Raw genomic sequence first — 25067 nt, 5'->3', positions numbered from 1 at the left:
ATCATGAGCGAGAATCAACGCGTCGGCGCCGTCCACGACATCAACGGCCCGATTGTCACCATCACCCTCCCCGGCGTGCGTCACGGCGAGCAGGTCAAGATCGGCGATCTCGGCCTGTTCGGAGAGGTGATTTCGCTGAATGGCGATCAGGCCGTGGTGCAGACTTACGAATCCACCGACGGCGTGCGCCCCGGCGAACCGGCGGTCGGCCTCGGCTGGCCGCTGTCGGTGGAACTCGGGCCGGGCCTGATGGGCGGGATCTTCGACGGCGTGCAGCGCCCGCTGGAAAAGATCGCGCTGCAGTCGGGAGACTACATCCGCCGCGGCATCGACGTTGCCGCGCTCGACCGTTCCCGGCAGTGGGCCTTCGAGCCGGCCCGGGAGCTCGAGCCAGGTCAGACCATCGACCCGGGGACGGTGCTGGGTACCGTGCAGGAAACCGAGACCGTCGTGCACCGGATCCTGGTGCCGCCGGGCGTGCACGGCGAGCTCGAGGAGCTGGCGCCGGCCGGTGACTACGACATCGAGGCGACGATCGCCCGGGTGCGCGGCACCGACGGGCGCACCCGCCGCCTGCGCATGTATCACCGCTGGCCGGTGCGGACGCCGCGGCCGTACCTGCGCCGCGACGACGGAGTCGCCCCGCTGATCACCGGTCAGCGCGTGATCGACACCTTTTTCCCGCAGCTGAAGGGCGGCAAGGGCGCGGTCCCGGGGCCGTTCGGCGCGGGCAAGACGGTGGTGCAGCAGCAGATCGCGCGCTGGTCGAACGCCGACATCGTGATCTACGTCGGCTGCGGCGAGCGCGGAAACGAGCTGGTCGACGTGCTCGAGACCTTCCCGAAGCTCGACGACCCCTACACCGGACGCAAGCTGATGGAGCGCACGCTGCTCGTCGCCAACACCTCGAACATGCCGGTGGTCGCGCGCGAGGCGTCGGTCTACGTCGGCATCACGATGGCCGAGTACTACCGCGACATGGGCTACGACGTGGTGATGCTGGCCGATTCGACCAGCCGCTGGGCCGAGGCATTGCGCGAGGTCTCCGGCCGTCTCGGGCAGATGCCGGTCGAGGAGGGTTACCCGGCGTACCTGGCCTCGCGGCTGGCGGCAGTGTACGAGCGCGCCGGGCGCGTCGAGACGCATGGCGCCGGGTCGGGGTCGGTCACGCTGATCGGCGCGGTGTCGCCGCCGGGCGGGGATTTCTCCGAGCCGGTCACCAGTCACACCAAGGACATCATCGAGACCTTCTGGGCCTTGTCCAAGGAACTCGCCGACGCCCGCCACTACCCGTCGATCGACTGGGTGATGAGCTTCTCCGGCCACGTGCATACCGCCGCGCAGTGGTGGCACGAGAACGTCGATCCCGCGTGGGAGGAGCTGCGCCGGGAGTCGCTCGCGCTGCTCGCGCGCGATGCCGAACTGTCGCGCATCGTGAACCTGGTCGGGCCCGAGGCCCTGTCCTCCGCGCAGCGCTGGGATCTGGAGGGCGCCGCGCTGGTCAAGGAGGGCGTGTTGCAGCAGAGCGCGCTTGACGAGGTCGACACGTTCTGTTCGCCTGAGAAGCAGTTCGCGCTGCTGGAGCTCGTGCTGCTGATATACCATCTCGGCGCGGAACTGGTGAACCGCGGCGTGCCGGTGCAGGAACTGCAGCGCCAGCCGCAGCTGTCCCGGTCCCGCCGGATCAAGAGCCTGTATTCCAGCGATCAGCTCGACGAGATCGAAGCCTTCCGGACCGAGGTCGAGCAGGCTTTCGAGGCGCTGCGCCTGGAATACGCGACCCACGAGGAGCAGGCGGGATGAGCATCAAGGAATACCGCACCGCGGTCGCAGCCCGAGGCGGGCTGCTTGTGATGAAGAGCACGCCGGGTGTCGCGTTCGGCGACCGGGTGCGCATCGAGGATCACGCTGGCGGTATCCGCAACGGGCAAGTGATCCGCGCTTCCGACGAGGAGGTGCTGATCCTGGTGTTCGAGGGCGTCGAGGATCTCGACCTCGAGAACACCTGGGTGCGCTTTCTGGACGCGCCGGTCGAGATCGCGCTGTCGCCGGAGTTGCTGGGCCGCGAGTTCAACGGCCTCGGCGAGCCACGCGACGGCCGTCCGCCGATCCTCTCGAGCCTGCGCCGCGCGGTCGGCGGCTCGGCGATCAACCCGGCCGCGCGCACCTATCCGCGTGAGTTCATCCAGACCGGGATCTCGACGATCGACGGCCTGAACTCGCTGGTACGCGGTCAGAAACTGCCGATCTTCACCGGTTCGGGTCTGCCGCATAACCGGCTCGCGGCGCAGATCGTGCGCCAGGCGCGACTGAAGAACGAGGATGCGGCGTTCTCGATCGTGTTCGCGGCGATGGGCGTGTCCTACGCCGACGCCAAGTTCTTCCGCGACGAGTTCGCGTCGTCCGGGGTTCTGCGCAACGTGGTGATGTTCATCAATCTCGCCGACGACCCGCCGGTCGAGCGGCTGACCCTGCCGCGCACCGCGCTGACCGCCGCCGAATATCTCGCCTACGACCTCGACCGCCACGTACTCGTGGTGATGACCGACATGACCTACTACGCCGAGGCACTGCGCGAGGTCGCCACCGCGAAGGGCGACGTGCCCGCGCGCAAGGGATATCCCGGCTACCTGTACTCCGACCTCGCCGAAATCTACGAGCGCTGCGGGCGGATCCATCAGCGCCACGGCTCGATCACGATGATGCCGGTGGTGTCGATGCCGTCGGACGACATTACCCACCCGATCCCGGACCTGACCGGCTACATCACCGAGGGCCAGATCGTGCTCTCGCGCGAACTCAACAACCAGGGGATCTACCCGCCGGTGCACATTTCGCCCAGCTTGTCGCGACTGATGAAGGACGGCATCGGCAAGGACGACACGCGCGAGGACCACCCGCGGGTCGCGGCCCAGCTCTACGCGCTCTACGCCCGCGCACTGGAGACGCGCAACCTCGCGTCGATCATCGGTGCCGACGAGCTCTCCACTCATGACCGGCGCTATCTGACCTTCGCCGACGCCTTCGACCGACGCTTCGTCGGCCAGGGTGAGGCCGAGGACCGCAGCATCGAGGCGACGCTGGATCTCGCCTGGGAGCTGATGTCGATCTTCCCGAAGGACGTGCTAACCCGCGTCAGCGAGGCCGATATCGCGAAGCATTACCACGAGGCCGACGAGACGCAGTCCGGTACGCTCGCCAGCGGCCCGAGCAGTGGCGTCACGACCGCTGTGCAGTCGCATTCGCGGCGGCGCCGGCGCACCAGCACCGGGGCGCAGCCCGTCGCCGGCACCTGAGCCGATCGCGATGAGCCAGCAACTGATCAAGGTTCCGCCGACCAAGAACACCCTGCTGCGCCTGAAGCGGCAGGTGACCTTTCTCGAGGCCGGGCACGACCTGCTGGAGCGCAAGCGTGACCTGCTGACCCGGCTCGTCTACGAACGCATCGGCCAGTACCGACGGCTGCGCCAACAGGTCGAGACCATGCTCGAGCACGCCTACCGTTGCCTGAGCGTCGCGCAGATGCGCATGGGCGGTCGCAGCATCCACCAGGCCGCGCTCGGTGTCGAGCCGGCACTTTCGATCAGCATCGTGCCGCGGCGCAGCCTCGGGATCGAGTACCCGGCGGTGCGCGCCGAGCGGATCCAGCTCAAGCCGCTCGGGCTGCTCGGCACCGACATCAGCTTCGACACCACGCGCGAGATGCTCGCCGAGGCGACGGTGCTGCTGGCGCAGCTCGGCGAGGTCGAGATCGCGCTGCACCGGCTGATGGAGGAGCAGCGCAAGGCGCAGAAACTGGTAAACGCACTGAAGTACAATATCATCCCGCGCTACGAGCGCACGATCCGCTTCATTCAGTCCTCGCTCGAGGAAGAGGAACGCAACGCGCTGTTCCAGGTCAAGCTGCTGCGCGAGCGCGCCGAAACCGGCTGACCCGCGCGGGGTTTGCGCGGCCGCGATCCGTGCGACTGCCTATCCTGCGGCGCTTGCAGGCGACCGCGTCTGCAGCCAGAACGTGACCGGCCCGTTGTTGACCAGTGCCACCTGCATGTCGGCCCCGAAGCGGCCGCTGGCGACGTCCGGGTGCGACATCCGGGCCCGTTCGACGAGTCGTGCGAACATCGCGGTGCCGAGTTCAGGGCTCGCCGCGTCGCTGAAACCGGGACGCATGCCCTTGCGGGTGTCGGCCGCCAGCGTGAATTGCGGCACCAGTAACAGGCCGCCGCCGGTATCGCGCAGGCAGCGGTTCATGCGCCCCTGTTCGTCCGCAAACACCCGGTAGCCGAGCAGGCGTTCGAGCGTCCGCTCGACCGCCGCCTCGGTGTCCCCCCGCTCGACCGCGACCAGTGCCAGCAGCCCCGGTCCGATCGCGGCCGTTACCTCGGCACCGATCCGGACGCTGGCTTCGGACACGCGCTGGATCAGCGCGATCACGCCAGCCGAGCCGCGAAGTCGTCGGTCGCTGCCACCAGACGCTCGGCGATGCCGGGCTCCGCCGCGGAATGTCCGGCATCGGGAACGATCTGCAACTCGGCCGCAGGCCATGCGTGGTGCAGTGCGACCGCCTGTTCGACCGGGCAGACGATGTCGTAACGCCCGTGCACGATTACGCCCGGGATCCGTGCCAGACGTCCGGCATCGCGCAGCAGCTGATCCGGAGCCAGGAAGCTGTCGTTGATGAAATAGTGGCACTCGATCCGCGCCAGGCTGACCGCGACCGCAGGCGCCGCGAAATGCGCCAGCACGTCCGGGTTCGGTTGCAGGCAGGAGCAGCGACCTTCCCAGACCGACCAGGCCTGCGCCACCCGCTCGCGCACTGCCGGATCGGCATCGGTGAGGCGCCGATGGTAGGCCGCGACCAGGTCGCCGCGCTCGTCCTCGGGAATCGGCTCCAGGTAGTCGGCCCAGGCCTCCGGAAACAGCCGGTCGGCGCCCGACTGGTAGAACCACGCGATGTCCCGCGGCCGGCACAGGAAGATCCCGCGCAGGATCAGCCCCAGCACACGGCCCGGATGGCTTTCGGCATAGGCGAGCCCCAGCGTCGAGCCCCAGGATCCGCCGAACGCCAGCCAGCGCTTGATGCCGAGTTCAGTCCGCAACCGCTCGATGTCCGCGACCAGATGCGGCGTGGTGTTCGCGTCCAGGCCGGCGTGCGGGGTCGATCGTCCGGATCCGCGCTGGTCGAACAGCACGATGCGGTAGCGCGCCGGGTCGAAGAACCGGCGGTGCCAGGGTTCGCATCCGGAACCCGGACCGCCGTGCAGGAAGACAACGGGAATGCCGTCCGGGCGGCCGCACTCCTCCCAGTACAGCCGATGGCCGTCGCCGACATCGAGCGTGCCGGCCCGGTAGGGTTCGATCGCGGGGTAAAACGGGGTCATGTCGAGACGTGCTCCTGGATGCCGGATCCCGAAGTTTGTCGAAAATGTGCGCGCCGGGAAACCCGGGCCGCCGGTGCAGCCAACTGGAACCCGGATGCCCGCCCGATCCTGCATTGCAAAAAAAGCTTCGATCCGGCGCTTATCCATGCAGAAATACTGGTTTTGTGGCCTGCCCGCGACAGGCACCGCCGGAATCGGCCCGAAACTCGAGCCGAGCGGCTTCCGGAACCGAGACGTCCCGCGCGCGGGAGTGCTATAACGGGCTTGGGCCGCGCCCGCGCGCCGGATGGGAACCCACCGGCACAGCGAGCCCGGGCGGCCTTCGGCGCGTCGGCCAGAACCCCCGGCTCGCCGGATCCCGCGCGGTGTCCCCGGGAACGGCCTGCCGGCGTTATCGGCCGGCCCGGGGCATACCGCGGGACGGGTTCTGGCCCGGTCTCCGCAGGAAAGTCATTCCAATGGGCTGCGCCATGACCGTGGCCCGAACAAGGAGACTGCAATGAAGCATCGATTCATGGGTTGGCTGGTCATCGGGCTGACGGCCATCGCGATGGCTGGTACCGGCGCGCTGGCCCAGGAACGCAGCGACTGGCCCGGGTCGGTCAAGATCGGCACCGCCTCGCAGGGTGGCACCTACTTCATCTACGGCGCCGGGTGGGGCAACCGGGTCCAGGAACAGCTGGGCGTGAACACGACCGCCGAGGTGACCGGCGGCCCTGCCCAGAACCTCGTCCTGGTTCATTCCGGCGAACTGCAGTTCGGCATGACCACCATGGGCCCGGCCCGCGACGCTTGGGATGGCAAGCTGGAGATGGCGCCGGGACTGGAAACCCGAAATGTCCGCGCGATGTTCCCGATGTACATGACGCCGTTCCAGGTGGTCGCGCTGCAACGCTCCGGGATCGACTCGATCTCGGACCTGCGTGGCAAGCGTGTCGGCGTCGGCCCGCGCGGCGGCACCGCCAGCGTGTACTGGCCGCGCTTCTTCCAGGATCTGGGCGTGAACGTGCGCCTGCAGTACGGCGGTGCATCCGACCTCGCCGGCCAGCTGCAGGACGGTCTGATCGACGCTTTCGCGTTCGCGGCCGGTGTGCCGATTTCGGCATTCAGCCAGCTCGAGGCACAGCAGTCGGTGAACATCTTCTCCTTCACCGACGCCGAGCTCGACGTCGTCACCGCGAACAATCCGGTCAGCCCGGTCGTGATCCCCGGCGGCACCTACCGATCGGTGCCGGGGGATCAGACTACCGTGGCGATGTGGAACTACGCGATTGCGCACAAGGACATGCCGGAGTCGCTGGTTCAGCGAATCATGGAGGTGGTGCTGGATGACAACGAGCGCATGGTGCGCATCCATCGCTCCGCCACCGAGACGTTGCCCGAGAACTACACCACCAACAGCTTCATGTGGTTCCATCCCGGGGCCGTCTGCTACCTCCAGGCCAAGGGCTTCGAAGTCGACGAGCGGCTGATCCCGCCGGAAATGGCCGGCTGCCACTGAGCGGCCGCGCTCGTGCGTACCCGGTCCGAGGCCGGGTATGCCTTCGGCACAGCCCGGGCCGGGATCGGTCGTCGCCGGACCCGGTCGCCAACCTCTGGGGAACCACATGTCGGAGTCAGTCAGCCCCGTTAGGCAGGCACGCGCAGCAGCGGATCCGGAGGAACGCGCCGGTCAGGAGCGTGAGCTCTCCAGCTGGCAGGGATGGATCCTGTTCGTCGCCAGCGTCGGTTTCATCCTGTTTCACCTGATCGTCCTGAACCTGTTCCCGCTCGAGACCTGGACCTTCCGCATCGTTCACGTCGCCGGCGGCCTGTTCATCGGCTTCGCGCTGGTGGCGTCCTGGGCACCGCACCCGGAGAAGGCGGGCCAGCGGCGCTGGTGGCTGGAACTGCTGCCGATGCTGGCTGCGACGGTGCTGATCGCCTATGCGATCGGGGCGCTGGTCGCGGCCTATGCGATGCGCGACTGGATCGGTGTGACCCCGATCCCCCCGTGGCTGTTCCAGTACTTCGGCTGGTCGCTGTTTGCGTCGACCGTGATCGCGATTCCCGCTGGCTGGGCGTTTCGGCCGCAGGCGCACCGGATCGTCTGGTACGACTGGATCCTGATGGCCGCCAGCCTCGCGGTAGCGGGCTATCTGCTGTTTCATCTCAACATGCTGCAGTTCCGTGCCGGCGTGGTGCCCACACAGCCGGACATGTGGACGATCCTCGCAGGGATCCTGCTCATCCTGGAGATCACGCGGCGCGTGGCCGGGCTCGCGCTGGTGGTGATCGCGGCGATCTTCATCGCCTATGGCTTTGCCGGGCCCTGGCTGCCCGGCTTCCTGGAGCACAGTGGCTATCGGGCGGACCGGTTCTTCACCTACCTCTACACCGACAACGGCATCCTCGGTCCGACCACCGCGGTGTCGTCCACCTACATCGTGCTGTTCATCACCTTCGCGGCCTTTCTGCAGGCGTCCAAGGTCGGCGACTATTTCGTGAACTTCGCGTTCGCGGTCGCCGGGCGTCGGCGTGGCGGGCCGGCGAAGGTCGCGGTGTTTGCCAGCGGCCTGATGGGAATGATCAACGGTACCTCGGCCGGCAACGTGGTAGCCACCGGGTCGCTGACGATCCCGCTGATGAAACGGGTCGGGTACAAGCCGCGCTCATCCGGCGCGATCGAGGCCGCGGCGTCGACCGGCGGGCAGATCATGCCGCCGGTGATGGGCGCCGGGGCGTTCATCATGGCCGAGATCACCGGCATTCCCTACACCGAGCTGATCGTTGCGGCGCTGATCCCGGCATTGCTGTACTTCGCATCGGTGTATTTCATGGTGGACTTCGAGGCTGCGCGCACCGGCATCAAGGGTGTGCCGCGCAAGGAGCTGCCGCAGGTCGGCCGTCTGCTGCGGCGCATCTACCTGTTCACGCCGATCATCATCCTGATCGGCGCGCTGTTCATGGGCTACTCGGTGATCCGGGCCGGCACGGTTGCGCTGGCCAGCGCCGTGGTGGTGAGCTGGCTGACGCCGTTCCCGCTTGGGCTGGTCGGGATGCTGCGGGCGCTGAACCTGTCGGCGCGGATGGCGGTGCAGCTGATCGCGGTCTGCGCCGCCGCCGGGATCATCGTGGGCGTGATCGGGCTGACCGGGGTCGGGCTGCGCTTTTCGTCGATGCTGCTCGCGATCGCGGCGAACAGCCAGTTGCTCGCACTGCTGTTCGCGATGGCGATTTCGGTGTTGCTCGGCATGGGGATGCCGACCACCGCCGCGTACGCGGTGGCCGCGTCGGTGGTGGCGCCGGGGCTGATCCAGATGGGCGTGGAGCCGCTGGTGGCGCACTTCTTCGTGTTCTACTACTCGGTGATCTCGGCGATCACGCCGCCGGTCGCACTGGCAGCGTATGCCGGTGCCGCGATCGCGGGCTCGGAGCCGATGCGGACCTCGGTCACCGCGTTCAAGATCGGGCTGGCCGCGTTCATCGTGCCGTTCATGTTCTTCTACCACCCCGCGCTGCTGATGGTCGGCGATAACGTGACGATCGGGCTGAACTTCGCGACCGCCCTGATCGGCGTGTTCCTGCTCGCGGCCGCGGCCCAGGGCTGGTTCTTCGGTGCCGCCGCCTGGGCGGTGCGGGTGGTGCTGTTCGGCACCGCGCTGCTGATGATTTCGGGCGCGGTCGTGACCGATCTGGCCGGTCTGGCGCTGTTTGCAACGGCGCTGCTGTGGCAGTTGAAGCTCGCGCCGGCATTGGTGCAGCGGACCGCGCCGTAGCGGCCGGGTGCGGTTTGTCGGGAAGCGGCGTCCGGGCGGGCAAGGCCGCCGTTGGTCCCTGGCCTATCCCCACCCGGCTGCACGCCCGGGGCTGTGCATATGCCCGGGTCAGCGTGCGTAGTAGTCCGCTAGGGCCTCGATCTCGGCGTCGGTCAGATCCCAGGCGAACTGGCCCATGCCATGATAGACGTCGTTGTCCCGGCTGCGGTCGCGGAACGCGCGCATCGCACGCACCAGGTATTCCGGTTGCTGGCCGGCGAGCGCCGGGGTTTCGTTGCGGCCCCCCTGTCCTTCCACGCCGTGGCAGGCGGCACAGGGTGTGATCAGCCGTTCGGGATCGCCGCGGCGCACCAGCGTGTCGGCCGGGTGCTCCTTGCGCAGCGGCGCCAGCGCAGGCAGTTCCTGCGCATCGTAGAACGCGGCCACGTCCGCCATTTCCTGCTCGGACATCATTTCCGCCAGCACGGCCATGGGTTCGGCCTCGGGTTCTAACAGGCGCCCGTCCCGGTAGTCCAGCAGCATCTTGTAGACGTACGGCCCCCGCTGCCCAGCGACCGTGGGCCAGTTCCGGCTCGGGGATTCGCCGGAGGGGCCGTGGCAGGACGCGCAGAACATCCGGTCGTGGACCTCGCGCCCGCGGTCGGGGTCGCCTTTCGGCATCGCGGCCAGCGCCGCGTGCAACTCGGCCGGGGTCCAGGGTTCGGCCTTCGGGCCAGTTCCAGGTTCGGCCATGACGGGCCCCAGACCCACCCCCGCCAGCGACAGTGCAAGCAATGCGTATCGAATCTTCATCGGTCTCTCCGTCGGGCATCGGGACACCCGATGTCCGGTATTCAGAATCCGCCCTATCAGGTGCGTCGGGTTGCGTACCCCGGTCCGGCTCGCCCCCCGAGGTCAGCCTCAGGCAAAGCAGTCCTTGGTGAAAGTCTGCATCCAGTGGTTCTGGTACAGCGCACCGAGCCGGATCTGGGCGCGCGACGCGTCCAGCGGCAGAAAGCGTGGACCGTCCATGCGACGGATGCGATCGTCGACCAGCCGGAATACGTCCGCCACGTACAGTCCGTACTCCTGCCCGGCCAGCGCGTAACAGGTGTTCTCCCAGAACGGTTCCTCCGTCTCGCGCCCGGCCAGCAGGTCGACGACCGCGCGCGCCGCGACCTTGGCCTGGGTGTTCGCCGAGTACCCGGACTTCGGCATCGTGTCGGCCTGGCAGGCGTCACCGATCACATGGATGCCCGGGTGACGCGTGGATTCGTGGGTGCGCCGGTCGATCGGGCAGTAGCCGCTGCCGTCGACCAGGTCCATTTCGAACGCGACGCGACCGGCGACCATCGGCGGCACGATGTTGATCACGTCGGCCTCGAAGTGGCCCGCCTCGGCTTCGACCGCACCGCCATTGGCGTCCAGCGCCAGCACGCGCCCGCCGTCGTACCCAGGCACCCAGTCGATCATGCCCGGGCCGTCGTGCTCGCGCAGGGGCCAGTCGCCGTCGAGTGGCATCCCCTCGCGGAAATGTTCGGGAACGTTGTAGCCGTAGAGGCGGTTCCAGCCGAGCAGCATGCTGGGCCCGGGCACGAAGCTGTCTTTCGAGTCGAGAATGATCACTTTCGCGGTCGGGTTGTGCGTCTGGAACCACTCGGCCATCAGCGCGCCGCGTTCGTACGGACCCGGCGGGCAGCGGTAGGGGTTCGGCGGCGCGACGATCAGGAACGTGCCGCCGGGCCGCATTGCATGGAGCTGGTCGCGCAGTAACCGGGTCTGCCCGCCCGGGATCCAGGCGCTGGGCAGCCGGGTCTCGGCCAGCGTCTCGCTGTAGCCGTCGATCCGGTCGTACAGCAGCTCGATGCCCGGCGATACGATCATGCGGTCGTAAGGCAGGCGGGTGCCGCCGGCGGTCTGCACGACGCGCTGCTCCGGGTCCACGCCGGTCACGGTGTCGAACAGGAACTCGATCCCGTAGCGATCCCGCAGGGCATCGTAGCCGACCTCGAGGTCCTCCATCCCGATGTGGTCGTTCAGCACCTCGCTCGATCCGTACGGCCGGATGTAGACCGGGTTCTTTTCGATTACCGTCACGCGCAGGCCGGGATCGGCGAGCTTCAGGTATTTCGCTGCGGTGGCACCGCCGGCGCCGCCGCCGACGACCACCACGTGCGGGGCGGCTCCAGCGAAGGCGCTCCCGACCGGCAGACCACCGGCCAGTGCGGCCCCGGCGCCGATCAGCCTCAGAAATTCACGACGCTGCATGGATCTCATTCCTCCTTCGTCTGCGCGGCGAAGAACTCGGCCATCCGCCGGGTTTCCTCGTCGCTGAAGCCCTTGGCCACGCTGTGCATCAGCGTCGACGGGCGGGTGTTGTCCCGGAATTCGCGCATCGCGCGGATGAACTCGTCCTCGTCCATGCCGGCCAGCGGTACGAACGCGGACCCGGAAAGGCGGCCGTGGGTACCGTGGCAGGCGGCACAGGTGTTGCCCATCATCTCCCCGGTCGGGCCGGCAGACTCGGCGGCCAGCGCCCCCGGGAGCGCCAGCGCCAGGCCCAGCAGGAAGGTCGGGTAGAGCCGTGTCATGGTTCTCGTCTCCGTGTCGTTCACAGCGCCCACCAGTAGAAGCCGAGCGCGAAGTAATGCAGGATCCACAGCACCAGCATGCCGATCGCGACGTTGCCCATGCGGTCGACCGCGGCGCTGGCGGTGTACACGCCCCGGGTCTGGCCGGCGCGCCAGGCGACCGTCAGGTAGTAGGCGAGCACCCCGGCGCCCATCACGCCGAAGGTGATGAAGAAGGTCAGCGTGCTGTACCAGTCGGTGTTCACCTTGTAATCCAATGCGTTGTAGCCGTGGATGCCGTGCAGCATTCCCCAGCGCAGCGCCTCGCGGGCCGCGGCGACCATGATGATTGCGAGTGTGCCGACCGCGAGCACCGCGTAGGCCCAGGGGCTGTCGGCCCGGCTGCGCACCCAGTGTGCGAAGCCGACGAAACCGAGCAACCCGGCGAGCGCTCCCATCACCCAGGGGGAGAAGCCGAAGCGGGCGATCGATTCCGGCAGCGTGGCCATCCAGGCGGCGCCCAGCGCGACCGCGACCACCCCGCCGATGTTTATCAGCCGGAAGGCGAGCGTTCCGACCCAGTCGAGGTAGGCCGGATCGACGTCGTTGCGTGCGCGGAAGTAACGTTGGTAGGCGACCAGCAGGGCACCGGTCACCGGCGCGCCGAGCGCGATGAAGAACAGGAAACGCCAGGGATGGAACGCGTGCATGCCGGTCCCGCTGGTATCCAGTTCGCCGTTCGGCGCATACCAGGCCATCCACTGTTCGGGATGCAGCATCTGCTGGGCGAGCACGTGCATGATCCAGCCGACCACCAGCAGCAATGCCACCGATGCGATCATCGCCCAGGTCGAGCGCGCCCTGGGCGCGGTGGCAAGCGCGGTGTTGCGCCAGTAGAACACGTACAACAGCGTGTATCCGACCAGCAGGATCAGGATGAAGCCGATCACCCACCAGGCCGAGAGCACGTTCGAGGTATACCAGAACGGGTCGTAGATCACCTGCACGAACAGCAGCGGCGCGACTCCCAGCACGATCGCGACCGAAACCATCACCTTGGCGACGTTCACCATCGATTGCGCGAGCCGGCGCCGGTACTCGCCGCGGCTGAGCGCGCCCCAGATCGTCAGCGCGGCGGTGCCGAGCATCATCTGCACTGCGGCGATGTGCAGCGCGAAGGTCAGCACCCCCAGTACCAGGAAAATGACCGGGTGCGACGGCACCCCGGCCGGATCGCGCAGTGCGTAGAGCAGTTCGGTTTCCATGGTCTACTCCTTCGAGGTCGTGGCCGCGTCGTCGGACCGGGCAATCCCGGCGCGCTCCTGCGCATAGCGCAGCGGCAGCTCCGGGTCGTTGAGGCTGGCCAGGAACACCGCCAATGCCTCGGCCTCGTCGTCGGTCATCGGGATCTGCGGCATGTACAGCGTGTTGCCGGTCGCCAGCGCCCCCAGCAGGTAGGTCTTGATCCGGGCGACGTCGGTACTGCCGCCGAGATAGTTCCGGATCGGGCGCATCCCGGTATCGGTCACGCTGTGGCAGTTGGAGCACATGCTGAGCGCGATCGCGTGCCCGACCTGCGCCGCGTTGTCCGGCGCCACTTCGCGCAGTCCCTCGGGCAGGAACACATGGGTCTTCAGCAGCCCGTGTTCCTGGATCACCGGGATCTCCGAGCGGATTCCCATGCCGGGCACGTCGCGCGCGATCACCTGATTCGAGTACAGGTACTCGCCGGCGACGAAGGGCTTGCGGATCGATTCGCGCGCGACTTCCTCGGGCCACAGGCCGAAGACCAGGATCGCGACCGTCGCGACCCCGGCGACCGCCGGGGTCAGCATCCGCGGCACCAGCAGCGTCGCGATGAAATAGACAATGATTCCGCCAAGCACCGCGATCAGACTGATCGAGAACCAGTCGGGCAGCCGCGCCTGCATCACCAGGTGGGCATGTTCCGGTAGCGTGCTGGTATACCAGCTGAACAGTGCGGTCCCGACCACCGCCGAGACGATTCCCAGCCAGGCGAGCATGCGCGTGATCTCCCGGCGCAGCGCCAGGTCCTGGATCCGGGAGGCCACCACGCCGCCGACCACCGCGGTCATGGTCAGCATGAACGCCATGCGCATGGCCAGCTGCGCAAAGGTGTTCGGCCCGTAGAAGCCGTTCAGGTAGCCGCCCTCGTCGAACCAGATCTCCTTCCCGGGCCAGAGCATGAACGACAGGATGCCGATGATGATCAGCATCGTCGCCAGCGACGACAGCGCAAAGATCCAGGTGACGCGCAGATGGGTGCGCGGATCGACCTTGCCGACCAGGTACACGACCAGGTACACGCCGACGACTTCGATCACGAAGAAGACCCATTCGGTGGCCCACTTCCAGACGAAGCTGTGGATCAGCGCCGAGATCCCGCGCGGGCTTGCGACGGTGGTCGAATACCAGATGCCGACGCCGGTGATCGAGCCGGCGACGTAGGCGAACACCAGCAGGAACAGGCCGTACTGCTTCACGAAGGTCAGCAGCTCGGGCCGGTTGCGCTGGTAGGCGAGCGTCGCGAGGAACGCGAAGAAGATCGCCGCTCCCACCGAGGTATGGGAAAAGAGCACGTGGGCCGTGGCGATGATGCCGACGACCCAGCCGCTGCCGAGCGACGGTTCGAACCAGGTTGGATAAAGGCCGATGAATTCCATCGAGTCCCCCTTGCTGCCAGGGCTTGAACGAGACCCCGTCGTGAATCACGGCGGGCCGATTGCATGCGCGGACCGGAAAAGCACGATCCATGCCATGCATGGAGTTCGGCGGCTGCAAGCCGATGAAATTCCAAGCTTTGGCATCGAATCCGCGGGTTGATTCGGAATGTCCAGGCCGCGTTAGCCGGGGAGTGGCTCGGCAATCCGCTGCCACATGTGACAGAAACGAACCCGGCGCCGCCATAATTGGCAGCGTACTCTGCGTGGCTGGGCCCAGGCCGGGACTGCGCCAGAAGTCGTACCGGTTTCACAATGCCTGGGGCCGGAACGGCCTAGACTCTTTACTTCCGGATTTCCAAACCGCAAGGAGGACGCGATGCGTTATCTATTGATGCTGGCCCCACTCACCTTCGCACTGACGCTGGCCGGCTGCGAACCCAGCGACCCGCCCGCGCCTGCCGCGGAACCGCCGACGGAACCGGAGACGGTCGCACCCGAGATGCACGAACCCGACCCCACGGTAGCGCCCGACGAGGCCGAGCCGGCACCCCCGATGGACGAGATGGCAACAGACGAGCAGTCCGAGGCCGAGCGGTTGTGGAACCGTGCGCAGGACCTGGCCGAGGAGGCGCAGGAACGCGCCGAGCACGCCTGGCAGGTCGGTCAGGAGGAAGGCGGAGAGGCCTGGGAACGAGCCAAGGAAGCTGCTGCCACCGCCCGGGATCGGGCGCAGCAGGCCTGGGAAGACGCGCGCGAGTTCTCGGGGGACGCCTGGGAAGGCGCCCGGACGCGAACCGAGGCGCTGTGGGACGATATCCGGGGAACCTGGGACCGCCTGACCGACGACGGCGAGCCGGCTGAACCGGGTGCAGAGCCTACGGAAGCTTCCGATCCCAACGAATAGGCCAGCGCTTACCTGACCGCCACCCGGGTTCGATCAGGCCACGGGATCGAGCCGAGCGAAGCTGAGCACCAGCCACTTCGCGCCGACATCGGCGAAGTGCACCTGGACCCGGGCGGAGGCACCGCCGCCCTCGTACTCGGTGATCACACCTTCGCCGAACTTCGCGTGGCGGACCCGGCTGCCGATCGCGAGGCCCGCGTCGGCGGCCGCGGCCTGGCGCGCACCCTGCCCCGAGCGAATGCCGGCGAAGCGTCCTGCCGACGGGCCGCGTGCCTGCGGCCGCAGCGGTTCGACCATCTCCGCGGGCAGTTCGCCGATGAAACGCGATGGCATGTTGTAGGACTCGCGCCCGTACAGGCGCCGCGTCTCGGCATGGGTCAGGTACAGTTCCCGCTGCGCGCGGGTCATGCCAACATAGGCGAGCCGGCGTTCTTCCTCCAGCCGGCCCGGTTCCTCGAGCGAGCGGGCGTTCGGGAACAGGCCCTCCTCGAGGCCGGTCAGGAACACCAGCGGGAATTCCAGCCCCTTTGCGGAATGCAGCGTCATCAGCTGCACCGCATCCTCGTGTGGGTCGGCGGCACCCTCGCCGGCCTCGAGCGCGGCATGCGCGAGGAAATCGGTCAGCGTGCCGGTTTCAGCATCTACCGGCAGATCCTGGGCGAAGGCCCGCGCGGCGCCGACGAGTTCGTCGAGGTTCTCGACGCGAGCCTGGCCGCGCTCGCCCTTCTCGTTCGCGAAATGCTCGCGCAGGCCCGAGCGGGCGATCGCCGACTCGATCTGGTCCGGCAGCTCCTTTCCGGATATCTCCTCGCGCAGCCGCAGCACGAGCTGCAGGAAGCCGGCGACCGCATTGCGCGCGCGCCCCGGCATGGCTTCCGAGGCCACCGCCTGTTGCCCAGCCTGGATCAGGCTGAGCCCCTGCTGCTGGGCCCGCAGGCGCAGATCCTCCAGCGTCTTCTCGCCGATTCCGCGCGGCGGCTGGTTCACCGCTCGCAGGAACGCGGCATCGTCGTCGGCGTTCTCGACCAGGCGCAGGTAGGCCAGTGCATCCTTGATCTCGAGCCGCTCGAAGAAGCGAAGGCCGCCATAGACCCGGTACGGAATGCGCCGGGCGAACAGCGTGTCCTCGATCACCCGCGACTGCGCGTTGGAACGGTACAGCACCGCGCATTCGCGGTGCAGGCCGCCGTGTTCGACGTGGCGTGCGATCGTCTCGGCGACGAAGCGCGCCTCGTCCTGTTCGTTGATCGCCGCGAACAGCCGTACCGGAGCGCCGGCCTGTCCGTCGGTCCACAATTCCTTGCCGAGCCGTCCTTGGTTGTTGCGGATCAGCGCGTTGGCCGCATTCAGGATGTTGGCGCTGGAGCGGTAGTTCTGTTCCAGCCGCACCACCTGGGTTCCGGGAAAGTCCTTCTGGAAATGCTGCAGGTTCTCGACGCGCGCGCCGCGCCAGCCGTAGATCGACTGGTCGTCGTCGCCGACCGCGAACACCGGGGATCTGCCGCCTGCCAGCAGCCGCAGCCAGCCGTACTGGATGTCGTTGGTGTCCTGGAATTCGTCGACCAGCAGGTGCCTGAACCGGTGTCGGTAGTGCTCGAGCAGTTCTTCGTTGTCGCGCAGCAGTTCGAGCGAGCGCAGCAGCAGTTCGGCGAAGTCGACCACCCCGGCCCGCGCGCAAGCCTGCTCGTAGGCGGAGTAGACGCGTACCCACTGGCGTGACACCGGGTCCCCAGTATCGGGCAGGTGTTCGGGGCGGCGACCCTCGTCCTTGCGCGCATTGATGAACCACTGCGCCTGGCGCGGCGGCCAGCGTGCCTCGTCCATTTCCAGCGCGCGCAGCACGCGGCGAACCAGGCGCAGCTGATCGTCGCTGTCAAGGATCTGGAACGACTGCGGCAGCTTTGCCTCCTGCCAGTGTTGGCGCAACAGCCGGTGGGCGAGGCCGTGGAACGTACCCACCCAGAGCCCGCTGACCGGCTGGTCGAGCAGGGTCTCGATGCGCCCGCGCATCTCGTTCGCGGCCTTGTTGGTGAAGGTCACCGAGAGCAGGCTCCACGGTGCCACGCCTTCGACCTCGATCAGCCAGGCGATGCGATGCACCAATACGCGCGTCTTGCCGCTGCCGGCCCCCGCGAGAACCAGGGTCGGGCCGAGAGGGGCGGCAACGGCCTCGCGCTGGGCCGGGTTCAGGGAATCGAGCAGACGGGAAACATCCATTGCCGAATCGTATCAAAAGGGCACGCATCGATGGCCGATGGCCCGCTGTGTCACGGAATTTCGCGGCCATTCGCGCTAAGCTGACCGCCAACGGGATGCCAAACCCTGGACACGACTCTGGAGAGTCAGGAACGCTCATGAACGAACCCCCCTCACGGCAACGATCGCTCGGGATGCTGCGGCGCATGGATCTCCATCCCGACAGCCTGGCGTTCGCCGAGGCGTTGTTCGAACGCTACCGGAACGATCCCGACGCCGTCCCCGCGGCCTGGGCGGATTATTTCGGCGCACTGCAGCGGGAGACTGCTCCCTCCGCGTCGGCCGCCGGCGATTGCATCGACGAGCGCGACCTGCAACTCGAGCGCCTGCAGGTGCGCGTACTGCAGTACATCAATGCCTACCGCTTCCTCGGCCACTTCGCCGCTCGGCTCGACCCGCTGCAGCGGAATCTGCCGGAAACGCCGCCGGAACTGACGCGGGCCTATCACGAGCTGGACCGGGTGGATCCGGCCCAGACCTTCGATCCCGGTTCCCTGCACGGGCCAAGCCCGGCACGCCTGGACGAGATCGAGGAGATCCTGCAGGACACCTACTGCGCTTGCATCGGTGCGGAGTTCATGCATCTGACCTCCACCGCGGAAAAGCGCTGGCTGCAGCAGCGGCTGGAATCGGCGCGGGGGCATTTCGGCTTCGATCCGGATACACAGCAGGCGATCCTGGAGCGGATCACTGCGGCGGAGGGGCTGGAACGTTATCTGCACCACCGCTATGTCGGACAGAAGCGGTTCTCGCTGGAGGGGGCGGAGAGCCTGATTCCGCTGCTGAACGCGCTGGTGCAGCGCGGCGGCGCGCGCGGGGTGAAGGAGATCGTCGTGGGCATGGCCCATCGCGGGCGGCTGAACGTGCTGGTGAACGTGTTCGGCAAGTCGCCACGCGAGCTGGCCGACGAGTTCGAGGGCCGGCCGAGCCGCAATCGCGGTACCGGAGACGTGAAATATCATCTCGGCTACTCGAGCGATGTCCAGACCCCGGGTGGCGCGGTGCACCTGGCGCTGGCGTTCAACCCCTCGCACCTGGAGATCGTGACTCCGGTGGTCGAAGGTTCGGTCCGTGCCCGGCAGGTGCGGCTCGGCGACCGGCAGGGCCGGAAGGTGATGCCGGTGGTGATCCATGGCGATGCCGCGTTTGCGGGCCAGGGGGTGGTGATGGAGACCCTGAACATGGCGCAGACCCGGGGTTTCTCCACCAAGGGCACGGTGCATATCGTGGCGAACAACCAGATCGGGTTCACGACCAGCACGCTGAAGGATTCGCGGTCCACGCACTACTCGACCGATGTCGCAAAGATGGTCAGCGCACCGATCATGCATGTGAACGGCGATGACCCCGAGGCCGTCGTGTTCGTGACGCAGCTTGCGCTGGATTACCGGATGCGTTTCGGGAAAGACGTGGTGATCGACCTCGTCTGCTACCGTCGCCAGGGCCACAACGAGGCGGACGAGCCGGCCGCCACCCAACCGATGATGTACCGCATCATCCGGGAATTGCCGACGACCCGCGAGCACTACGCCCGCCGCCTGGTCGAGCAGGGCGTGATCGAGGAGTCGATGGCGCAGCGGCTGCAGGAGCGTTACCGCGACTCGCTGGAGTCGGGCGAGTCGGTGGTGCCGGGTCTGCTGTCGCCGGACGAGGCCGACGGCCACAAGCCAACCAACTGGGGGCCGTTCGTGAACCAGGCCTGGGACCAGGACATCGAAACCGGTGTTCCCCGGGAGCAGCTGAGCAGCCTGCTGGAGCGGCTGAACCGGCTGCCCGAGGGCTTCGTGGTGCATCCCCGCGTGCGCCGGATTCTGGAGGCACGGACCGCGATGGCCGTCGCCGAACAGCCACTGGACTGGGGCACCGCCGAGACGCTGGCGTATGCCACGCTGTTGCAGGATGGCTACCGAGTCCGGATGTCGGGACAGGATTCGGGCCGGGGCACGTTCTTCCATAGGCACGCGGTGTTGCACGATCAGGAGACCGGCCAATCCCTGGTGCCCCTGCGCCAGCTCGACTCCGAGGATCCGCGGTTCCTGGTGATCGATTCGCTGCTGTCCGAAGAAGCGGTGCTTGCTTTCGAATACGGCTACGCGACCGCCGCCCCCAACGCGCTGGTGCTGTGGGAGGCACAATTCGGCGATTTCGCGAACGGGGCGCAGGTGGTGATCGATCAGTTCATCAGCTCCGGGGAGCAGAAATGGGGCCGGCTGTGCGGACTGGTGCTGCTGCTGCCGCACGGCTACGAGGGGCAGGGGCCGGAACATTCCTCGGCGCGTCCGGAGCGTTTCCTGCAGCTCTGCGCGCAGGAGAATATGCAGGTGTGCGTGCCGACCACGCCCGCGCAGATCTTCCATCTGCTGCGGCGCCAGCTCGTTCGCCCCTACCGCAAGCCGTTGGTGGTGATGACGCCGAAGAGCCTCCTGCGCCACAAGTTCGCGGTCAGCGACCTGGATGACCTCGCATCCGGAGGGTTCGAGCTGGTGATCGACGACATCGACCGCCCGGACCCGGCCGACGTGCGCAGGGTGATCCTGACCTCCGGACGGATCTACTACGACCTGCTCGGCGAGAAGCGCGACGCGGGTCACGACGATGTCGCGATCCTGCGGGTCGAGCAGTGCTACCCGTTCCCGGATGCAGTTCTGACCCGTCTGCTCGGGCGTTACGATCAGGCCAGCGAATTCGTCTGGGTTCAGGACGAGCCGGAGAATCAGGGGTACCTCGGATTCATGGAGCCGCGCCTGAACGCGTTGCTGGAAGTGCGGGGCCAGCGCTTGCACGCGGTGGCCCGGCCGGCGGCCGCGGCCCCCGCGGTCGGGTATCCGGAGGTGCACAAGGCCCAGCAGCAGGAACTGATGCGCCGCAGTTTCGGACCCATCACCGCCCGGGATACTCCGCGCCCGACCGAGTAACCGCCAACACCAGGGAATCGCGATGCCTTCAGAACGTACCGCCCTCCGGGTCCCCGAACTGCCGGAATCCGTCGCCGATGCCACCGTGGTCGCGCTGCACAAGCAGCCGGGCGAGCGCATCCGGCGCGACGAACTGCTCGTCGAGCTCGAAACCGACAAGGTAGTGCTCGAAGTCCCGGCCCCGGCCGACGGGGTGCTCGAAGAGTACAGCGTGGAACAGGGCGCGGTGGTCGAGGCCGACACGGTACTTGGGTACATCAGGCCGGGCGCCGTCGAGGAGGGTAGGCCGGATGATACGGCGGAACGCGCGGAGCCCACAGGCGTCGACGATGCCCCCCGGCGGGAAACGCCGGCGCCCGAGCACAAGGCCGAGCGGGCGGCCGCCGAGAACGCGCCGCCACCACCAAGCCCGGCGGTGCGCCGCCTGCTGACCGAGCACGACCTCGATGCGGATGCGATCGCAGGTACGGGCCAGAATGGCCGAGTGCTGAAGGACGACGTGGAGCGGTTTCTTGCCGGGCGCGATGCCCGCCGACGCGCCGAGCCGCAGCCGGAGGAGACTACCGAGGCGGAGCCGCGCGGGCAACCAGCGGAGCGCGCGGCCGCCGCTCGCCCCCCGGAGGGCCGCAGCGAGGAACGCGTGCCGATGTCGCGACTGCGCAGGCGCATCGCCGAGCGCCTGCTCGAGGCCAGGCAGACCACCGCGATGCTGACCACCTTCAACGAGGTCGACCTGTCGGCGGTGATGGACCTGCGCGCGCGGCACAAGGAGGCGTTCGAAAAGCGGCACCGCGTGCGCCTGGGGTTCATGAGCTTCTTCGTGCGCGCCTGCACCGGCGCCCTGCAGCGGTTTCCGGTGGTCAACGCGGCGCTGGACGGCGACGAGATCGTCTACCACCACTATGCCGACATCGGCATCGCCGTGTCTTCGCCGCGTGGCCTGGTGGTTCCGGTACTGCGCGACGCCGGGGAGCTTCCGCTGGCGGCCATCGAAACGCAGATCCGGACGTTTGCGGACAAGGCACGGGACGGCAAGCTCGACGTCGACGACCTGCGCGGCGGCACTTTCACCATCACCAACGGAGGCGTGTTCGGCTCGCTGCTGTCGACGCCGATCCTGAATCCGCCACAGAGCGCGATCCTGGGCATGCACGCGGTGCAGGAGCGCCCGGTGGCGCGGGACGGCCAGGTGGTGATCCGGCCGATGATGTACCTCGCGCTATCCTACGATCACCGGCTGATCGACGGCGCCGACGCGGTGCGCTTCCTGGTCAGCGTGAAGGAGTCGCTGGAAGACCCCGGCCGGATGCTGCTGGATCTGTAGGCAAACATCCGCGGGTCCGGCCAGCGCGACGGGCCAAGGAATAAGTCGTACCCTTGAGCACGTCTGATAGACTGTCGATTGGCTCGGCGAACAACACCACCTGGAGGAACCCTGATGAAGAAAATGCTCGTGTCGCTCATGCTGGCCCTGGGCCTGATGGTTGCCGCGCAGTCGTCCGCGATGGAGATGGACAAGGAAACGATGCGGCAGATGGTCGACTACAGCATCCAGAAATGGAAGCTGGACGATGGAGTCACGGTGCAGGACGCAGTCGACTCGATGCAGCTGCGTGCCAACCTGCTCAACTTCATGATGGTCGCCGATCTGCCGCTGTCCGAGCAGGTCGAGGCCATGGGTGAAGAGGATGTGCCCTACATGCGTATCCTGGCCTTTTGCGACGCGCTGATTGCAAACGAGATGGTCAAGTACGACATCATCTTTTCCGGCTTCCTGCCCTGCCGCATTGCGGTGGTCGAGGATGAAGAGGGCCAGGGCTGGATCACCACGATGAACATGGACATGATGCTGCATGCCGTCGACCTGAGCCCCGAACTCGAGCCGCTGGCGCAGCATGTCCGCGACGTGATCTACGAGATCGTCGAGGCCGGGGTCTCGGGCGACTTCTGATCCCCGAGGGCAATGCGCTAGCCGAAGGGCGGTCCCAGCGACCGCCCTTTTTCGTAGCATCACGCCGGTGTGCCCGGCTGGCAGCAGGCACGGAGACATACCCACGGCAAGGACCCGTACAACTACCTGGATCCTGGGAGTCTATGACCCCGCGTGCCTGGTCACGCTCGCGGGCGTACTGATGGCCGGGGCCGCGATCGCGCTTGCGGCGGTGGGGCGGATCGAACTGGCGCTGGTCGGGCTGATGCTCGCGGGGTTGGCCGACCTGTTCGACGGCGCGGTCGCGCGGCGTCTGCGCTGAAACGACTACGCGCGCGCGTTTGGAATACAACTCGACACCGTCAGCGACGTGGTGTCCTTCGTGGTGACCCCGGTGGTGATCGCGCTGCACGCGGTCCCGCCCTCGGGTTCGGGAATCGCTGCAATGGGCGTATTCCTGATCGCGGGCGTGGTTCGCCTGGCGCATTTCAACACGCTCAGCGTGCGTGCAGAACACCCGGCAGGCCAGCATCGCGGGCTGCCGGTCACGTACACCGCCCTGCTGTTTCCGCTGCTGTTCCTGTTGCAGGGCGTAATGCCGACGGCGGATTTTGCATGGGTGCTCGCGTTCGCCTTCGGTTTGCTGGCGCTGCTATTCGTCGTCGACATCCCGGTACCGAGGCCCGGACGCGTGTTTTACGTGCTCCTGCCGATGCTTGCTGTGGGGCTGATCGTGTACTGGGTCTGGCGTTCGTTCGCCTGAGCCTCGGTGGTGGCCTACCGATGACCTGTACAGGATCGGCGGACGGGATCGACAGCCCGGGTCACACATGAACGCCGAACCGCTCTCCCAGGCGCTGTTCCTGCTGGTCACGATGAGCGCCGCGGGTGGTCTGCACGTGCTCTGGCTGCGCACGCGGCTGGCCCGTCGATGGCGGCCTGACCTTCCGGGGGCGGCGGCTGTTCGGGGGCAACAAGCGCGTCTGCGGATTCCTGGTGCTGCCGCCGGCTGCCGCGGCCGCGTTCGTGGTGCTCGAATCGCTGCGCGAGCGCATACCCGAACCGCTAATGGCGGGCTGGTGGCCACTCGGTCCGCTGGAATACGCCGGACTCGGATTCGGCTGCGGCGTCGCTTTCATGGCGGCGGAGTTGCCCAACTCCTTTCTGAAACGCCAGCTTGGCGTTCCCCCGGGCCGCGCGCCGGACCGGCGTTGGCTGCGCTTCGTCGCCTTCGCGATCGACCAGCTGGATTCGGTCGTCCGCGTGCTGCTGGCATTGACCCTCCTGGTGCCGGTCCATGCCGCGACCTGGCTCTGGGTGCTGCTGTTCGGCCCGGGGCTGCATGCCGGCTTCAGCCTGCTGATGTACCGGCTTGGCCTGAAGGTACGCGCGGCATGAAGCTGCAGGTGGCCAGCGCACTCCGCGACGCGGCCGACCCCGCGGTCTACGGCGCGAAGGCCGCAAACCTGGCGCGCTTGCAGGCGGCGGGTGTCCCGACGCTGCCCGGACTGGTCCTGGGCGTCGACGTGTTGCGCCGGCAGGTCGAACGCCTCGGGCTGGCTGCGGCGGCGGACGCGGTATTCGCACGCCTCGGTCGCGCTGATCCCGAAGCCGCACGCTCCGAGGCATATCGAATCCGTGAGGCCCTGCTGACGGCCGCGCTGGAACCGGAGCGGACCGCCACGCTGCAAGCACGCCTGAATCCGGGCACCGCGTATGCAGTGCGCAGTTCCGCCCCCGGCGAGGATGGCCGGGACGCATCCCTCGCCGGTCAGTTCGACACCGTGCTCCACTGCCAGTCGCTGGACGAAGTCGCGGTCGCGGTGCGTCGAGTCTGGGCGTCATTGTTCGGCGAGCGTCTTCTGCAATATGTGCAGCACCGGGGGCGCGCTCCACAGGGCATGGCGGTCCTGATCCAGCGCCAGGCCCTTGCGGCGGTCTCGGGAGTGCTGTTCACACGCGATCCGCGGCAACCCGAATCGGACAGCGTGCTCGTCGAATACTGCGCCGGGCTCGGTGAGGGGCTGGTTTCCGGGCAGTTGACCCCTGCGCGCCTGACCCTCCACCGCGACGACGGACGGGCCGTCAGGGAGCGCCCGCACGACCGCAATCTGCCGTGGGATCCCGGAGCCCCGGCTCACCGCCGCATCCTGCTGGCACTGGCCGACCGGATCGAGACGCTGTTCGACGGGCCCCAGGACATCGAGTGGAGCGTGGACGCGGCTGGTGACCTCTATCTGCTTCAGGCACGCCCGATCACCGCGGGTGTTCCGGAGCGGCCGACCGTCGCCTGGACCAACGCGAATATTGCAGAGAACTTTCCGGATCCGGTCTGCCCGCTGCTGAGGAGTTTCGTTACGCACGGGTATGCCGCGTACTTTCGGGGGCTCGGGCGGGCATTCGGGATCTCGCCACGGCGTCTTGAGGCGATGAACGAACCGCTGGAGCAGCTGGTCGGCTGCCATGGCGGCCGGCTCTACTCCAATCTGACGAACATTCACACGGTGCTGCATCTGGCGCCGGGCGGGCCGTGGCTGGCGCGCTTCTTCAACCAGTTTACTGGAGCTCGCGGTTTTCCCGTGCCCGCTCGGGTTGCGCAGGGTCGCATCGAGGCGCTGCTGGAGCGCCTGAATGTCGCGGCCCGCGTGTGCTCGTGCTAGCTGTGGCTCGGGCGCCGTCTGCGCCGGTTC

21 protein-coding genes are annotated in these 25067 nt (G+C 67.6%); 13 read left to right on the top strand and 8 right to left on the bottom strand.

Features of this window, described 5'->3' with window-relative positions:
• The first annotated feature begins 3 nt into the window (after positions 1-3).
• The 3 genes from TVNIR_RS18010 to TVNIR_RS18000 are packed head-to-tail and all read left to right on the top strand — an operon-like array spanning position 4 to position 3933.
• A complete protein-coding gene (locus TVNIR_RS18010) occupies positions 4-1803 on the top strand; it encodes a V-type ATP synthase subunit A (RefSeq protein WP_015260517.1) in 1800 nt (599 codons plus the stop codon).
• Complete coding sequence (locus TVNIR_RS18005; RefSeq protein ID WP_015260516.1) at positions 1800-3296, top strand: V-type ATP synthase subunit B; 1497 nt, start codon at positions 1800-1802, stop codon at positions 3294-3296. Before TVNIR_RS18010 ends, TVNIR_RS18005 begins: the two co-directional genes overlap by 4 nt.
• Before the next feature lie 10 nt (positions 3297-3306).
• Positions 3307-3933 carry a V-type ATP synthase subunit D gene (locus TVNIR_RS18000; protein WP_015260515.1) on the top strand — a complete coding sequence of 209 codons (627 nt, stop codon included), beginning with the start codon at positions 3307-3309 and terminating at the stop codon, positions 3931-3933.
• A 39-nt stretch (positions 3934-3972) separates the two neighbouring features.
• Here TVNIR_RS18000 and dtd read toward each other — a convergent pair whose 3' ends face one another.
• Both dtd and pip read right to left on the bottom strand, forming a co-directional pair.
• Entirely contained in the window at positions 3973-4434 is a 462-nt protein-coding gene (gene dtd / locus TVNIR_RS17995; RefSeq protein WP_015260514.1) for a D-aminoacyl-tRNA deacylase, read from the bottom strand.
• A complete protein-coding gene (gene pip, locus TVNIR_RS17990) occupies positions 4431-5381 on the bottom strand; it encodes a prolyl aminopeptidase (RefSeq protein WP_015260513.1) in 951 nt (316 codons plus the stop codon). Before pip ends, dtd begins: the two co-directional genes overlap by 4 nt.
• A 499-nt stretch (positions 5382-5880) precedes the next feature.
• Between pip and TVNIR_RS17985 the strand changes: the two genes are divergently transcribed.
• Together TVNIR_RS17985 and TVNIR_RS17980 are read left to right on the top strand one after the other, a co-directional pair.
• On the top strand, positions 5881-6882 hold the full coding sequence (locus tag TVNIR_RS17985; RefSeq protein WP_015260511.1) for a TAXI family TRAP transporter solute-binding subunit: 1002 nt from the start codon (positions 5881-5883) through the stop codon (positions 6880-6882).
• A gap of 106 nt (positions 6883-6988) precedes the next feature.
• Complete coding sequence (locus TVNIR_RS17980; RefSeq protein ID WP_015260510.1) at positions 6989-9139, top strand: TRAP transporter permease; 2151 nt, start codon at positions 6989-6991, stop codon at positions 9137-9139.
• Between the two features lie 108 nt (positions 9140-9247).
• On the opposite strand, the gene TVNIR_RS17975 is transcribed toward TVNIR_RS17980, so the two are convergent.
• From TVNIR_RS17975 to TVNIR_RS17955, 5 genes are all read right to left on the bottom strand, one after another.
• Positions 9248-9931: a c-type cytochrome gene (locus TVNIR_RS17975; RefSeq protein WP_015260509.1), complete on the bottom strand. Its 684-nt coding sequence runs from the start codon at positions 9929-9931 to the stop codon at positions 9248-9250.
• Between the two features lie 108 nt (positions 9932-10039).
• The gene (locus TVNIR_RS17970) at positions 10040-11386 is read right to left on the bottom strand and encodes an NAD(P)/FAD-dependent oxidoreductase (protein ID WP_015260508.1); all 1347 of its coding nucleotides are present in this window, start codon (positions 11384-11386) and stop codon (positions 10040-10042) included.
• A 5-nt stretch (positions 11387-11391) separates the two neighbouring features.
• Complete coding sequence (locus TVNIR_RS17965) at positions 11392-11709, bottom strand: c-type cytochrome (RefSeq protein WP_015260507.1); 318 nt, start codon at positions 11707-11709, stop codon at positions 11392-11394.
• 20 nt (positions 11710-11729) lie between these two features.
• Positions 11730-12953 carry a hypothetical protein gene (locus tag TVNIR_RS17960; protein ID WP_015260506.1) on the bottom strand — a complete coding sequence of 408 codons (1224 nt, stop codon included), beginning with the start codon at positions 12951-12953 and terminating at the stop codon, positions 11730-11732.
• Between the two features lie 3 nt (positions 12954-12956).
• Positions 12957-14372: a c-type cytochrome gene (locus TVNIR_RS17955; protein WP_015260505.1), complete on the bottom strand. Its 1416-nt coding sequence runs from the start codon at positions 14370-14372 to the stop codon at positions 12957-12959.
• A 376-nt stretch (positions 14373-14748) separates the two neighbouring features.
• Here TVNIR_RS17955 and TVNIR_RS17950 point away from each other — a divergent pair, with 376 nt between their 5' ends.
• Positions 14749-15276 carry a TonB domain-containing protein gene (locus tag TVNIR_RS17950; RefSeq protein ID WP_015260504.1) on the top strand — a complete coding sequence of 176 codons (528 nt, stop codon included), beginning with the start codon at positions 14749-14751 and terminating at the stop codon, positions 15274-15276.
• A gap of 33 nt (positions 15277-15309) precedes the next feature.
• Here TVNIR_RS17950 and uvrD read toward each other — a convergent pair whose 3' ends face one another.
• Positions 15310-17493, bottom strand: coding sequence for a DNA helicase II (gene uvrD, locus TVNIR_RS17945; protein ID WP_015260503.1), 2184 nt, complete (start codon positions 17491-17493; stop codon positions 15310-15312).
• A 137-nt stretch (positions 17494-17630) separates the two neighbouring features.
• Between uvrD and TVNIR_RS17940 the strand changes: the two genes are divergently transcribed.
• The 7 genes from TVNIR_RS17940 to TVNIR_RS17915 all read left to right on the top strand — a co-directional run bounded on the left by TVNIR_RS17940 (position 17631) and on the right by TVNIR_RS17915 (position 25037).
• Positions 17631-20447 (top strand): 2-oxoglutarate dehydrogenase E1 component, encoded by a 2817-nt coding sequence (locus tag TVNIR_RS17940; protein ID WP_043739925.1) that lies wholly within the window; start codon positions 17631-17633, stop codon positions 20445-20447.
• 22 nt (positions 20448-20469) lie between these two features.
• The gene (gene odhB / locus TVNIR_RS17935) at positions 20470-21771 is read left to right on the top strand and encodes a 2-oxoglutarate dehydrogenase complex dihydrolipoyllysine-residue succinyltransferase (protein ID WP_015260501.1); all 1302 of its coding nucleotides are present in this window, start codon (positions 20470-20472) and stop codon (positions 21769-21771) included.
• A 114-nt stretch (positions 21772-21885) separates the two neighbouring features.
• Positions 21886-22398 carry a DUF302 domain-containing protein gene (locus tag TVNIR_RS17930; protein WP_015260500.1) on the top strand — a complete coding sequence of 171 codons (513 nt, stop codon included), beginning with the start codon at positions 21886-21888 and terminating at the stop codon, positions 22396-22398.
• Positions 22399-22465: 67 nt separating this feature from the next.
• Positions 22466-22699, top strand: a complete 234-nt coding sequence (locus tag TVNIR_RS21080; protein ID WP_257720603.1) for a CDP-alcohol phosphatidyltransferase family protein — start codon at positions 22466-22468, stop codon at positions 22697-22699.
• Positions 22700-22759: 60 nt separating this feature from the next.
• Complete coding sequence (locus tag TVNIR_RS17925; protein ID WP_157092311.1) at positions 22760-23140, top strand: hypothetical protein; 381 nt, start codon at positions 22760-22762, stop codon at positions 23138-23140.
• A gap of 125 nt (positions 23141-23265) precedes the next feature.
• Positions 23266-23775, top strand: coding sequence for a CDP-archaeol synthase (locus TVNIR_RS17920; RefSeq protein WP_043739923.1), 510 nt, complete (start codon positions 23266-23268; stop codon positions 23773-23775).
• Positions 23772-25037, top strand: coding sequence for a PEP/pyruvate-binding domain-containing protein (locus TVNIR_RS17915; RefSeq protein ID WP_015260498.1), 1266 nt, complete (start codon positions 23772-23774; stop codon positions 25035-25037). The genes TVNIR_RS17920 and TVNIR_RS17915 overlap by 4 nt, the downstream gene beginning before the upstream one ends.
• Positions 25038-25067: the final 30 nt, after the last annotated feature.

Origin of the sequence: Thioalkalivibrio nitratireducens DSM 14787 (assembly GCF_000321415.2) — a bacterium.
Taxonomy (GTDB): Bacteria; Pseudomonadota; Gammaproteobacteria; order Ectothiorhodospirales; family Ectothiorhodospiraceae; genus Thioalkalivibrio; species Thioalkalivibrio nitratireducens.
Note: the sequence above shows the minus strand (reverse complement) of the source record. Positions and strands in the feature narration are given on the sequence as shown.